Genomic DNA, 14,950 nt, shown 5'->3' with positions numbered 1-14,950 from the left:
TTTTGTTGAGGTTTAATTTTGTATCAAAATTCTATGTCATTAATTGAATCCGTCAATCCATGACACATAAACTGTGGTTCCGATCTTCATGAACGAGTAAACCACGTGTCCAGAGGACGGTGTCGCATTCGCTGGCTGATACTTGAACGTCGAACCAGCATTAGCGAAGACACACGAGCCGGTATGCGTATTATTTTGAACAGCCAACGTATAGGTCGCCCCCTCAACCATATTAGTGATAGTCCATGTTGCACCCGAACATGCCGTCGAAGTGTACTGCACATTGCCCGTACTGAAATCCATCGTTGTTGGAGTTGTCTCGCTCACCGCCACTGAAGCGATCGCACCGCTCACTTGCAGTTTCGGCCCAGTAGAAGTGGCTCCTATACCGACATTTCCCGCTGTATCAATGACCATTTGCTGAGTGCCATTTGTTGAGAAGGCCAATCCATTGACAAATGGAGAATACATACCCGCGCTCTGATTCCCATTGAATGTAAAGGCCGGTGACGCCGCTGTGCCTGCCGCAGATCGCACCAATGCACCATTTGCATTTGGTGACAGCATGCCATTTGAGCCAAATTCAAAGCGCAAAACTCCAGATGTTGACAATTCAAGAAGACCAGATCCACCAGACCACAATCCTGTATTAGCGTCAGAACCAAAAGCAATACCTGGATTCGCCGCCGTACCTGTTGCCGCCTTGAAGGCCCCGGTCATTGTGACGGATCCATCCTTCATGAAGTCCCCCGCCCCTGAGACTACCAAGTCCGTATACGCGCCACCATTCTGAGAAACTTTAAATTTATTCGCGGTTGAATCGAAATATATGCGACCTTGTCCCGCCGATGATACTGCAGGCGCAGCCATTCCACGATTAGTCACCGCTCCATTAACATCTAAAGCAGAAGCTGGCGCATTTGTACCAATACCAACATTACCAGAACCCAGAACCGAGAATAACGAAGTCCCTGCTGTGCCTTGAGCTGCGTTAGTCGAGACATCGAGAGCAATAGTAGTAGCTGCAGTATTAGCCACTTTAACCGCCAAACCATTTGACGCTGCAACGTTATTTCCGTTGTAAATCGCAGCGGCATAGCCAGCATTATTTACTGCCCAGTTAAAACCGCTGGAGGTGTTAATGCCATTAGAGTCAGACCCTGCTGTGTTGCTGGTGTTATTGGCAAACATTCCAAATGGACTTGTTGTACTCACACCAACTTTACCACTCGCAAGCACTGTCAATCCTGAACCACCTGAAGAGTTTGACTGCATTCTCGCAACAATACCATTGTTTGAAGCACCTGTGTTCGCTACATACAACAAACCATTCGTAGAGTTCACCGTTGCATTTGAAGTAGTCAAACTCATCAAACTACCTGTAGTCAAAGCATTCGCACTGATACTCATCGGACTTTGAGTCGTCGCTGTTGACCAGTTCCAGATTTGCCCGAAGTTCAAGTTGTCGATAGTATTCGTTGTTGTTGCTGCTGTGATCGCAGAAAGGGCTCCGCCACCAGCAGGAGTTGTCCAAGTCGCCAAACCCGCCCCATCTGAAGTCAATACTTTGCCTGCACCTGGAGTGCCGCCAGTGATTTTAACTTGGCCCGCAACTTCAAGAGCTGCCCCTGGAGCCGCTGTACCGACACCCACGTTACCGCTCGCTAAAACCGTCAAACCTGTTCCAGCCGTAGAGTTCGATTGGATTCTCGCAACCATTCCAGAAGTTGAAGCACCTGTGTTCGCAACATACAACAAGCCATCAGTTGAATTTAGAGTCGCACTACTGGATGTTAGATTTAGAGCAGTTCCTGTCGTCAACGAGTTCGCAATGATCGAGGCCGCATCCGTTGTTGTTCCCGTGAAGGTCTGAGTATAAACACCAGTACCAGAAGCCATCGTTAAGTTCTGATTGGCAGCAACTGTCGTCGCACCATTCAAACTCACCGCCCCAGTGCCAGTTGCAAAAGTATTCGAACCAGAAACAGAAGTATTGCCCGCAAGAGAAATGCCACCAGACCCAGATTGCAACACCAGACTTGATGTCGTACCCGAGTTACCCACTGTCGTTGCGGAACCTGAGGCACCTTGCACAGTCAATGCACCTGAAGATGTAAAGGCTGGTGTAGTACCACCGATCGCCAACGCGCCAGATGATGAGTTGAATGTAAAGTTCGGACTATCACCCACCGAATTAGCAGCCGTAGACAAGGTCACACGGCCCGCAGTCAATCCTGCGACAACACCAGAAACTGCCTGCCAACTTGGTGCAGTTCCCGCACCGTTACTAGTTAAAACATAACCAGATGTTGCAGCTGGCAACCGAGACATCGCTGTCGTAGTCGACGCATACAACAAATCACCAATCGCAAAGCTAGTCTGCCCCGTACCACCCATCGTCGCTGGCAAAGATGCAGACCAAGCCGGAACAGTACCCGAAGAAGTCAACACACCGCTAGCAGGGCTTGTCAGTGCTGTCACACCTGTCGCAGTTCCGTTACTCAACAAAATGTTATTAGCCGTAATCGCAGAACCAGAAGTATTCTGCAAAATATTGTTATTTGCTAAGCCCACACCCGTAACGGTTGTACCATTCACTTTTCCAACCGTCGTCACACCAGTATTCGAAACGGTCACATCACCGCTCATAGTAACAATTTGTGGAGCACTGGCATTTTTACCAACAACGATTTGACCATCTGTCATCGCGCCCAGCTCTTTAATCGCACCTGCACCTGAATACATGAGCTGATTATTTGTTAATGCTGTTGATGAATTTGTACCACCGTTAGCAATCGGCAAAACTCCAGAAACATCGGCCGTTAAACTTGCTGCAGCGGTAGTATAAGCACCAGCACCAGTACGTTTAACAAAGCCCGTTGTTGAAAGTCCGTTCAATCCAGTCAACTCTGTACCTAAACCAATAGTACCAGAAGTCGAAATCGTACCACCCGTTAAGCCAGTTCCCGCTGTGATCGAAGTCACAGTACCTGTACCCGCACCATCCCCGATTGCAACCCAAGCTGCACCCGTATCACGATAGATCGTGTTGTTATCTGAAGCGATATACAATCTGCCTGCCGTACCAACTGCTGGTCGCGAAGCCAATAGACCTGTTTGCACACTTGGCGTGCCACCCAGATTAGAAATGGCATCTGTGATTCCATAACCTGCAATCGTTGTCGGTTTACCAGAAGTAATTTTAGTCCAATCTAATCCTGGGATATCTGCTGCCGCCAGAGTGGTACCAGAAGTCACACGACCTTGAGCGTCTGTTGTCACTTTAGTGTAAGTTCCAGCAGTACCAGTATTCTTCAAAGTCACGGCACCCGTATTCGCCATCGTTGCATCACCCGACATACTCACCGGAGCATATTGAGTTGCACCATTGTTATAGACTAGGAACTGAGTATCAGTAGGCGCAGTTACACTAACTGCCTTACCTTTAATTTTATCAACTGACATCGTAGTAGAGGTTCCTGACACGTCACCAGAGAATGTTGAAGCCGTTCCAAGTTTGTTGTTGAATGTCGTCCAATCAGTATTACTCAACAAACCCGCCGTTACCGTTCCTGATGCCGATGCCATCGGAATATTCAAAGTATGCGTACTTGTGGCAGAACTAAATGCCGGCGAATTTCCGCTCGTACCGATCGCAAAAGTTTGAGTAGCACCCGTCAAACCGTTAAGCGACGTAATCCCCGCGCCACTTGCTGCAAAAGCAGTCCAAGCCGTTCCATTACAATACTCAACGTTACCACCGTTATAACGAATCGCACCCGCAATGCCAGCCGCACATGCTGTCGCATCCGTACCAACTCGAACCGCACCCGCAACATCCAACTTGATAGCAGGAGTTGCAGTTCCAACGCCGACATTACCACCCGTAGGATTTAACAATACGTAACCCTTAGTGGCATTGCTCGTAGAATCTAACGTCAAGTTGTTGCTTGCTGCTGTTCCACCATTTAATGACTGACCACCAGCACGACCTGCCAACAATGCATACTGTGTGAATGTATCTGCTGTCTTTGCAGCCCAAGCAGGCACACCAGTACCATTCGTCAAAAGAACTGAATCATTCGCCGAAGTTAATCCACCCACTACATTGTTCGCAGAAGAGAACAACAACTGATTTGCTGTTGTTGTACCTGGATAAGAAGCCGTCGAATAAACAGGTCCTGTTGCAGAATACTGCAAAATACTTCCGTTTACAGAACCAGTAACAGCAGTCATAGTGCCAGAACCATTCGTTGCAATAACACTATAGTTTGACCAACCCGTTGAAGAAGATTTTGCATTCAACTGAGTCTGAATTGAAGAAGTCACGCCTGAAACATATCCCAATTCAGTATTTGTAACTGAAGATGCCGTCGGAATCCCGCTGGCATCTGAGATCAAAGCTTTGTTCGCAGTGATCGCTGCAGCTTCAACAATCGCACCGCCGCTTGAAACCATGACTTTGTTATTAGTTAATGCTGTCGAAGAATTTGTACCACCGTTTGCTACCGGCAAGACTCCTGAAACATCAGCCGTCAAACTTGCCGCACCAGCAGTATAAGCACCAGCCCCTGTACGCTTAACAACACCGGTCGTTGCAAGTCCGTTCAATCCCGTCAACTCTGTACCCAAGCCAATAGTACCGGAAGTCGAAATCGTACCACCAGTTAAGCCAGTTCCTGCAGTGATTGAAGTCACAGTACCTGTGCCAGCACCGTCACCAATTGCAACCCATGCAGAACCTGTATCGCGATAGATCGTATTCGTATCAGAAGAGATATAAATTCTACCCGCAGTTCCAAATACCGGACGAGTGGCAAATGTTCCCGTTTGCATACTTGGTGTGCCACCATTGTTTTGCACGCCATCGGTGATTCCATGACCACTCAGTGTTGTTGGTATGCCGGAAGTGATCTTAGTCCAATCCAATCCTGGAATATCTGCAGCTACAAGAGTAGTACCAGAAGTCACACGACCTTGAGCGTCTGTCGTAACTTTAGTATAAGTTCCGGCAGTACCTGTGCTTTTCAAAGTCACAGCACCCGTATTCGCCATCGTAGCGTCACCCGACATACTCACCGGAGCATATTGAGTCGCACCATTGTTATAGACGAGGAACTGAGTATCGGTAGGCGCAGTTACACTAACAGCTTTGCCTTTAATTTTATCTACTGACATGGTGCTAGAAGTTCCAGACACGTCGCCAGAGAATGTCGACGCTGTTCCCAGCTTAGTATTGAAGTTGTCATAGTCAGTTTTACTGATGAGACCCGCAGTTACCGAAGCAACTGACGCCATCGGAATATTTAAGGTGTGCGTAGTTGTCGCAGAGTTGAATGCTGGCGAATTCCCACTGGTGCCAATGGCAAAAGTTTGTGTGTTTCCAGTCAAACCGTTCAACGAAGTAATACCAGCGCCACTTGCGGCAAAGGCAGTCCAAGCCGCTCCGTTACAATACTCGACATTACCGCCGTTATAGCGAATCGCGCCCGCGACACCGGCAGCACAGGCCGTTGCATCCGTACCAACTCGAACGGCACCCGCAACATCCAACTTGATAGCAGGAGTTGCAGTTCCAACGCCGACATTACCACCCGTGGGATTTAACAATACGTAACCCTTAGTGGCATTGCTCGTAGAATCTAACGTCAAGTTGTTGCTTGCTGCTGTTCCACCATTTAATGACTGACCGCCTGCGCGACCTGCCAACAAAGCGTACTGCGTGAATGTATCAGCTGTTTTTGCAGCCCAAGCAGGCACACCCGTACCGTTTGTCAAAAGAACCGAATCATTCGCTGAAGTTAATCCACCCACTACATTGTTCGCAGAAGAGAACAACAACTGATTCGCCGTCGTTGAGCTTGGATAAGCTGCTGTCGAATAAACAGGACCCGTTGGAGAATGCTGCAAGATAGTTCCTGTTGTCGAACCAGAAACGGCAGTCATTGCACCAGAACCATTTGTTCCAATGACACTGTAATTCGCCCAACCCGTTGAAGATGATTTTGCATTCAACTGAGTCTGAATTGAAGAAGTCACACCGGAAACATATCCCAATTCAGTATTTGTGACTGAAGATGCCGTCGGAATGCCATTCGCATCTGAGATCAAAGCTTTATTTGCGGTGATTGCAGTCGCCTCAACAATCGCACCGCCGCTTGAAACCATGACTTTGTTACTAGTTATAGGTGCTGAAGAATTAGTACCACCGTTGACGACTGGCAAGACCCCTGAAACATCAGTAGTCAAACTTGCAGTGCCGGCAGTATAAGTCCCCGCGCCCGTGCGTTTCACAAAGCCCGTCGTTGAAATTCCGTTCAATCCTGTCAACTCTGTACCTAAACCAATGGTACCCGAAGTCGAAATCGTGCCACCAGTTAAGCCAGTTCCAGCTGTGATTGAAGTCACAGTACCTGTACCAGCACCATCACCAATCGCAACCCAAGCAGAACCTGTATCGCGGTAAAGGGTATTATTATCCGAAGCGATATAAAGTCTGCCCGCTGTTCCAAATACGGGACGAGACGCCAATAAACCTGTTTGTACACTCGGTGTGCCACCCAGATTAGAAATCGCATCTGTGATTCCATAACCAGCAAGCGTCGTTGGGCTAGATCCTGAAGTGACACGACCTTGAGCGTCTGTTGTCACCTGCGTGTAAGTTCCTGCTGTGCCTGTCGCTTTAAGAGCCAAGGCCCCCGTATTTGAAATCGTCGCATCACCACTCATTGTTTGAGCGATTGCTGCATTCGAGGCATTGCCTACCCAAATTTTTCCATCAGCAAGTGCTGGCAAAAGTGGCGACGGAGCTTGGCAGGCAAATCCAGAAGCAGTCCAAGTAGGAACATGGCCTGTCGTCGAACATGCAAAGTTATAGAATTTTCCTGTGGAATCAACAACCGCAATACCAGAAGTCGCAGTGTTCACCCCAGTGAAGTTCATATCGGCACCTAAAATAGTGCCATCCAAAATTTTACCTGTTGTGATTGCATTCGCAGCAATCGTCGCTGCCGCTGAGCCTGGTCCTGCCGCAGTTACATCACCCGTCAAGGCTGTCACATAGCTTCCCGCAGGCTGTTTCGAATTAAATGTATTCCAGTCAGCAGAAGTTAAAAGACCACGATTCGTGCCCGAAGCATCCGGGAAATTGAATGTGTGAGTTGAGCCTGACGAAGAAATATTGAAATTCGTTCCCGCAGTGCCCGTCGCAAAAGTCTGAGTCGAAACACCCAAACCATTCAATGATGTCAAGCCTGCGCCCGATACACCCAATGCAACAGCTCCAGAACCATCCCAATACTTCACCTGACTTGTATCTGTGTTGAACCAAGTTTTACCTTTGTCACCAGGACCATAGCCACTGATCAAAGTGGTTTCTGTTGCGTTCGTGAAGTTACCCAAACCAATACTACCCGTCATTACATCGCCCGCTTTATTCAGCGGCGTGTATCCCAATGCAGTTGTCACATCACCTGAAGCGATGTTCGCACCGACAGTCACGCGACCTTTAGCATCGACGGTCACTTTAGAATAAGTTCCCGCTGTCACACCGCTGGAAGCGAGTGTCAAAGCACCAGTATTGGACAAAGTCGCATCACCACTCACTGATTGAGCAGTCGCAACGTTGGTTGCGCTACCAACTAAGATTTTTCCATCAGCTAGCGTATTCGACACAGCATCTGTAATTCCATAACCCGCAAGATTCGTTGGTTTTGCAGTGATCGAAGACCAAGCAGGAGTCACCGTCACATTCGAAGCCGCCGTCAAACGACCTTGAGCATCCACTGTGAAAGTTCCAACTTGAGTCGCGGAACCATAAGAAGCTGCTGTCACCGCCGTGTTCGCCAAAGAGATCGTACCAGTTCCAGTGATCGTTCCACCGGTCAAGCCAGTACCTGTCGCAACACTTGTCACAGTTCCATTTGTTGCTGGAGCCTGACAGGCCCAACCTGTCACCGTCCAAGTTGCAACATGACCTGCAGTCGCGCAGGCAAAATCATAAAACTTTCCAGTGCTATCCTTGATCGCGATACCCGATGTTCCCACATTCACACCGGTATAGTTCATATCCGCACCAAGAATAGTTCCATCCAAAATCTTAGCCGTTGTCACAGCATCATTAGCGATTGTCGCCGCTGCAGAGCCAGGCCCCGCCGCTGTGATATCACCAGTGAGTGCTGTAATGTAACTTCCCGCAGCTTGTTTTGCGGAGAAAGCGTCGTAGTCGGTCTTACTCAAAAGACCCGCTGTCACCCCCGCACCAGAAGCCATTGGGATATTTAATGTATGAGTATCCGAAGCTGAATTCCATGACGGAGCCAATCCAGAAGTTCCAATGGCCAATGATTGCGCATTACCAGATTGACCACCGAATGAAGTGATACCTGCTCCTGCAACCCCCAAAGCGATGACGCCCGAACCATTCCAATATTTGACTTGGCCTGTATCTGTATTGAACCAAGTTTTACCTTTATCACCAGCTCCGTAACTACCAATCAAAGTAGCTTCCGTCGCATTCGTGAAGTTACCAAGACCGATACTTCCCGTCATCACGTCGCCGGCTTTGTTAAGTGGCGTGTAGCCCAAAGCTGTCGTCACATCGCCAGAGGCAATGTTAGCACCAACAGTCACACGTCCTTTGGCATCCACAGTCACTTTTGAATACGTACCTGCCGTCACACCAGAGTTTGTAAGTGTCAAAGCACCTGCATTTGAAATCGTCGCATCACCACTCAATGTTTGAGCAGTTGGTACATTCGAACCATCACCCACCCAGATCTGTCCGCTCGTCAACGCCGGCAAAAGAGGCGTCGGCGCCTGACATGCAAATCCAGAGGCCGTCCAAGTCGGAACATCACCCGCAGTTGCGCAGGCAAAATTAAAGAACTTACCGGCAGAGTCCACCACCGCAATTCCTGAAGTCGCAGAGTTCACTCCCGTGAAATTCAAATCAGAACCCAAGATAGTGCCATCCAGGATTTTTGCAGTCGTTACAGCATTCGCTGAAATTGTAGCAACCGCTGAACCAGGACCCGTCGCTGAAACATCGCCGGTTAAATCCGTCACATAGTTGCCAGCCGCTTGTTTGCCCGCGAAAGAATCGTAATCAGTTTTACTTAAAAGACCGGCAGTCGTTCCCGCAGAAGAAGCCATCGGGATATTCAAAGTGTGAACATCTGAAGCCGAACTCCATGCCGGTGCTGCTCCAGCCGTGCCTGTAGCAAATGATTGAGAGCCGCCTGTTTGACCAGCGATATTAGTAATCCCGGCTCCTGCAGCGCCCAAAGCCACTGCCACGCCGCCATTCCAGTACTTCACTTGATTTGTGTCGCTGTTATACCAAGTATAACCTTTGTGAGCGGCCGTCAGACCACCCACCAATGTTGTTTCCTGGGCATTTGTATAAGACCCCAGACCCAATGTGCGCTGCGGGCTCATCAAGATATAACCGGTCGCGGTTAGATCATTGCTCCCCATGTTCAAAGCGCCATTCATTGTGTCGCCGTTTTTACTGACGGCATCCGTGATTCCGTATCCAGAAAGATTTGTCGGTTTTCCAGTTGTTATTTTTGACCAATCCAATGCAGGAACGTCACCTGCACCAATCGGGCTATTCGCCCAAGCACTGCCGTTATAACGAAGAAATTCACCAGACGCCAAAGCAGTGGTGTTAACATCGGTGCCTTTGATTTTATCTACAGTATTGCTTCCAGGTGCGCCACTAACGTCGCCCACCAAAGTCGGCGCCGATGGCAAACCAGCCCAAGTTCCATCACCACGCAAATAAGTCGTCGCATCGGCAGTTCCTGTCGGATTCACCGTCGCCAAAGGACCAAGACCAAGATTGGTTCTGGCAGCACTGGCACTTGTTGCACCCGTACCACCATTTGCCAAAGCCACCACACCACTAACATTCGTCGCCGTCACGGCCGTTGTTGCCGTAGGTGCGTTGTAAGTTCCAGCCAACAAATTCGCCATCACGGCGCTGTTAAACCAAGTTTCTGCCGCAGCTTGAGTCAAGCCCACGCCATTATTCACGGCTAGGAAATCTGTCGCCGCTTTTCCATCCAAAGTTTCTGCGCTCACCGCATTTTCAGCATGGACCGCATAAGGAGCCGCGCGCATATTGAAATCAGCGGTGATACCAAGGCTGTTCACTACGATACGCAATTTGCGGGCGTCAGTCGCCACAGGAGTATAATCGGTAAAGCCGCCTGAACAATTCAAACCGCTTTTTGGTTTATTATCAAAAACGTCTTTAAAACTTAAAAGAGGCGACGCAGATTTCACTCCACGTCCAACAACCAAATAAAGATAACCTTTATCAATCTGCACGCCTGTGTGAGTTTCCTCCCAAAGAATGCAGGAATTAGAGTCGCTGCGAACTCCCAGAACTTGAACGACCACATCAGATGTCACAGTTGGATAAGTCGGACTGGATGGGTTCGCTGTGTCTTTAATGACCCCTTGAAAGGTGATACCTTTGTTGCCATTGGTCACCTGAGCCTGAGCCAAAGAAGAAACAATAAACAGATTCAAAACTAACAGTTTGTACCTATTCATAAGCGATGACTCCTTCGACCACATACGTTCCACTGGTTTGCTTTTCTGCAGTTTCACCGATTTGCCCGCTGACTACGAAATTGCCGGAGACCGATACTTCAGTGTTTTGATAGTCCGCATCAGTGCGATGAGGCGCGACAAATGTGTCATATGCCGCTTTAATATCGACTAAGCTCGCATCAAGGGAACAGCCCGTGAGCGTTAAAAACACCAAAAACATTCCAAATAGGTTCATGACCTTCATTGTTAGGTCTCCGCATAAAGTAAGGACAACTGACATAAATCTAAAATATGCTTCGGATTAATCTCAGTGTTGCTCGATTTAACAGCCACACTATGTCGTGGAAGTGAAGCCTGGTGGGTTTGAGCGGCTGGACCGGCAGTCCATTGTCCAGCCAAATTTCCGACCTGCAACGCACAGTGTGGCTCGACAAAAAAGCCACATTTCGCCCTGCGGCCTCACTTTTTTGTTTTATAGCAGTTAAGAAGTGTGAATTAATGACCAGCATGACAGTTCAGCAATTCATGCAAATCCAGCTCCTGCGCCGCCAAGAGAAGAACGCCAAGTTTTCTCTAAGATCCTTTGCACGCTTGCTTGAGACAGACCCAAGCTCGTTATCAAAAGTTCTTAACGGCCTCCGTATTCCTTCTGAAGAAACGATCGAAAAATGGGTCAGCAAATTAAAACTTTCTGATGAAGAAGCTGGCGCACTTCGTGGAGCCGCATTAAATGCGAACGCGTTCAATCCACTCAGTTGCGAATTCTTTGAGTCCACATACAGCTGGGTGCATCCGATTTTATTGGAATCCATGAAGCTTCCAAACTCGCTCAATCGAATCACTCACTTGGCGAAGTATTTCGGAATGACACCTGAACAGCTTCAGCAGACCATCGAGTTCTTGGCGCAAAATAAAATCCTCTATAAAAATCCTCAGGGTCAAGGCTATCTGCCAACGAATCTCACGACGATCCCCATTCCCTACACGACAAATTTACGCCGAAACCTGCAGAAGAAATATTTACAACTGGCGTTGAATGCGGTCGAGGAAGTTCCCTTTGAAAAAAGAGACAACAGCACTTTGACCGTCGCTGTTCACTCTGATGACCTTCCTGCCATTCGCGATATCATTCGCGAAGCGCAAAATAAGATCAATAAGCTGTCCGAAAAGCGTAAAGATCAGGTCAACACCGTTTATAATTTTAGTTCCGCACTTTACCCTGTCATTGAGGAGTCTCATCGATGAAAGCTCTAATCGCCCTGGTTTGTGTCTGCTTCCTTTCAAGTCTTAGTCACGGAAAAGTGATGGACGATGGACAGGTAACCAATGGCGGTGATGCCTATGTCGCAGAGTTCTTTTTGGTTCTGGACAGCGCTCTTTCTCGCATGCCTTTGACAATCCCTCTGGAAAACAACGTCGCCCTGGATCGTCATATCCTTGAGGTGGCACGCACGAAGGTGCAAATTTCCTCTGAAGAATCTCTGCAGTTAGACGGCCGCGAAGTCTCTGCCGTCAATCAACCCTTCACAAGTCCACCGACAATCAAAGTTTCTCGCTCTTCTTGGAAAACCCTTTCAGAAGCTCAAAAAACTCAACTCGTAATTCATGAACTCTTCCCTATCGTGGGAGTTTTCGATGCCGACTACAAAAACTCGACGGCGGTTATTCGCTTGATTGATGAGGCCACGTTGATTTCGTATCCAGCCCTGCAGTCAGCCGTTGATCGTTGTGATACTTCAATTATTAATGCCATTCCCGAAGAAGCCTTCATGAGAATGACGACGCAAAATCAAAAAAATGCGTTGTTGGTTCAAGCTTTGAATCAAAGATGTTCGGCTCTTGTTCAAAAATACAGCGCCATGAATATCAATATGGATATTTGCATTGGCGCAATCAGCCTGATGAACTGGCACCTTCGCGTGGATTTTGGCGAGACCAATCAAAGCATTGAGATCCTCAAGCTGTTGAGTGAGGCAAAGGTTCCATCAGTTAAAACCTGCTCTGCGCGCCTCAATGACAGTTGCGATGAGACCAGAAAAATTGTCAAATCATGGCAAAAGAATCTCGTGCTGAACATCCTTCAGTGTAATTAAAAAAATCAGATCTTCTACCCCTACGGCCTGAGTCCTGTGCTCTAGCCTCAGATTGTTTGTCTGTTATTTGCCTGAAACTTGCAAAGATCCCTCACTTTAAGTGTACTTGACGAAGAAGCCATCTTTGAGAAGACACACGAGTGAGGTTATTAATGTCGTTGCAAGTGACTCTTTCCGGAACAGAAATTTCAGATACTTTTGCTCCTACGACTTCGCAAGAATGTGTTCGCAAAGAAACAGGCGCACTTCTTAAAACTCTTCTACAACGAATCGTAAAAAATCCCGACGATGTTCTTGTGACTTGCATGACGGGTGAACGCACAACTGTTTTCAACATTGCCGTTCATTTGGATGACTATCGTTATCTGCTAGGAAAAAAAGGAACTACAATTAACAGCCTCCGAGTCGTTCTACGTGCAATCATGGCTCGCCATCAAATCCGTGTCGTTTTAGAAGCCCCCCACACTCCTCATATGGGAAGCTCGCAATCAGATTACTAGGCCGACATGCACTCCGACCTCGTCGGAGTAGACACGGATTCGAGAAAAAATTTCCACCCCAAAACCACTATAATCGTTTATAGGTGGTGTGGCTCGAGCCACGCATTATTTATAACTTTTATTTCAATAATACGAGCCACACTGCTAAGATCCCTGCCCATGAACGTGCAGGAATTTATATTAGAACAGTTCAATCAAAGAAGAATCAAGAACCCCCGGTTTTCACTTCGGGCATTTGCCAAAATGTTGGAAATGGATCCGAGTTCTCTCAGTAAAGTTCTTAAGGGAAAGCGCATCCCGTCTCCTGACACTGCTCAAAGATGGATCAGCCGCCTGAGCCTTAACACCGAAGAAGCTCAACTTCTTCTACAGCTAACAACTGCGCCACGTCCTAAAAAGAAAAACGGTCTTAAATTTGTGCAGATGCCTGCGGAGGTCTTTGAAAGCAATTACGACTGGTATTTTCCGATTCTGCTCGAAGCCTCTTCGATCAAAGCTTACAATGAAAATCCATCTTTGGTTGCCAAAGCCTTGGGAATCAGTGTTGAAAAGCTCGCAAGCGATATCGAAATTCTTAAGATCCTGAAGCAGCTTCGCATCAGTTCAAAAAACTCTGCAATGCTTCAACGTAATCACAACACCACAGTGCATTTGCCCCTGACTTCACAAAAACGACGTCAGATTCAGCAAAAATATCTTCAACTGGCAGAAGCAGCTTTGAACGAAGTCCCTTTTGAAGAACGAGACAACACGACTTTAACAGTCTCTCTATCGAAGAACGATATCGGAGAGATCAAAGCAATTTTGAAAAAAGCCCGAAGACGCGTAAACCATTTTGCCCTAGCTCGGGAAGAATCCGCGGACTGCGTTTACAACCTAACCATGGCTCTTTATCCCATTCTTAAAGGTTAATATGAAATCACTCCTCTCACTCCTCTTGATAGTTCTGTTAAACACCAACAACGCCTTTGCGATCATTCTCAAAGGTCAAGAGACCAATGGCGGCGATCCTTATGCGGCAGAGTTCTTCAATATATGGGATCGCTTTACACCTCTACTTCCTGCCTACTTTTCCCTTCCGAATGGGCAAGGGCTCGACCGAAACGAGCTACAAAGAGTTCGAAGTATCGTGAGAATTTCTAGCGAAGAAAAAATCACTTTGGATGGAGTGGAGAAAGGCGCCGTCAATCGCCCGCATCCGACCAGCCCACAGATCATTATTTCTCGATCTTATTGGGGTCGCATCCTTCTTGCGCAAAAGCAGCTAATAGTTCTTCACGAAGTTCTTCCACTCGTAGGAATCAACGATAAAGACTATGCAAATTCAAATGCCATTTTTCAGAGCCTCACAGAAGACAAGTCACCTGATGAAAGACGTGGTTACATCAGTGCGATCCGCACTTGTGAGCCAGATGTGATCAGTCAACTTACCCAGTATCGCTTTGAAAAAATCTTTAAACCCAATGATCGCATGGACATGCTGTTCCTTGCGGTTCAATCACGTTGTGCGGAGTTCTTAAGACGCCTGACCTCTTGGGGATACGATTTTAATGTATGCTATTACTCGGGTTCGAACACACCGCTCACTAAATTGTTCCAAAACGCCGACTCTTCAATATCTTTCGTTGAAACGCTCAATGCCTTATTGGAAGGTGGAGCCAAGACACAGTTTCAATGCCCAACTGAAGTAGCAGATGCATGTATTTCCAACTCGAATTCCGCTTTGCCTGAATTGATGAAGGCGAAAGTCTCTTCACAACTTACCTGCCCGCTCCAGTAAATTCTTTGGAGCTC

The 14,950-nt window shown here is 47.7% G+C and carries 7 protein-coding genes; 5 read left to right on the top strand and 2 right to left on the bottom strand.

Going from position 1 to position 14,950, the window contains the following annotated elements:
- Window positions 1-39: 39 nt before the first annotated feature.
- Window positions 40-10,563, bottom strand: a complete 10,524-nt coding sequence (locus NWE73_RS05385) for a hypothetical protein (RefSeq protein WP_277577255.1) — start codon at window positions 10,561-10,563, stop codon at window positions 40-42.
- Window positions 10,556-10,807: a hypothetical protein gene (locus NWE73_RS05380; RefSeq protein WP_277577254.1), complete on the bottom strand. Its 252-nt coding sequence runs from the start codon at window positions 10,805-10,807 to the stop codon at window positions 10,556-10,558. The genes NWE73_RS05385 and NWE73_RS05380 overlap by 8 nt, the downstream gene beginning before the upstream one ends.
- Window positions 10,808-11,061: 254 nt before the next feature.
- Here NWE73_RS05380 and NWE73_RS05375 point away from each other — a divergent pair, with 254 nt between their 5' ends.
- The 5 genes from NWE73_RS05375 (at window position 11,062) to NWE73_RS05355 (ending at window position 14,936) form a co-directional block, all read left to right on the top strand.
- A complete protein-coding gene (locus NWE73_RS05375; RefSeq protein ID WP_277577253.1) occupies window positions 11,062-11,808 on the top strand; it encodes a TIGR02147 family protein in 747 nt (248 codons plus the stop codon).
- The gene (locus tag NWE73_RS05370; RefSeq protein ID WP_277577252.1) at window positions 11,805-12,656 is read left to right on the top strand and encodes a hypothetical protein; all 852 of its coding nucleotides are present in this window, start codon (window positions 11,805-11,807) and stop codon (window positions 12,654-12,656) included. The genes NWE73_RS05375 and NWE73_RS05370 overlap by 4 nt, the downstream gene beginning before the upstream one ends.
- Before the next feature lie 152 nt (window positions 12,657-12,808).
- The gene (locus tag NWE73_RS05365) at window positions 12,809-13,156 is read left to right on the top strand and encodes a KH domain-containing protein (protein WP_277577251.1); all 348 of its coding nucleotides are present in this window, start codon (window positions 12,809-12,811) and stop codon (window positions 13,154-13,156) included.
- Between the two features lie 6 nt (window positions 13,157-13,162).
- Entirely contained in the window at window positions 13,163-14,068 is a 906-nt protein-coding gene (locus NWE73_RS05360; protein WP_328517225.1) for a TIGR02147 family protein, read from the top strand.
- A gap of 1 nt (window position 14,069) precedes the next feature.
- Window positions 14,070-14,936, top strand: coding sequence for a hypothetical protein (locus tag NWE73_RS05355; protein ID WP_277577249.1), 867 nt, complete (start codon window positions 14,070-14,072; stop codon window positions 14,934-14,936).
- Window positions 14,937-14,950: the final 14 nt, after the last annotated feature.

The sequence above is a fragment of the Bdellovibrio svalbardensis genome, assembly GCF_029531655.1.
GTDB lineage: Bacteria > Bdellovibrionota > Bdellovibrionia > Bdellovibrionales > Bdellovibrionaceae > Bdellovibrio > Bdellovibrio svalbardensis.
Note: the sequence above shows the minus strand (reverse complement) of the source record. Positions and strands in the feature narration are given on the sequence as shown.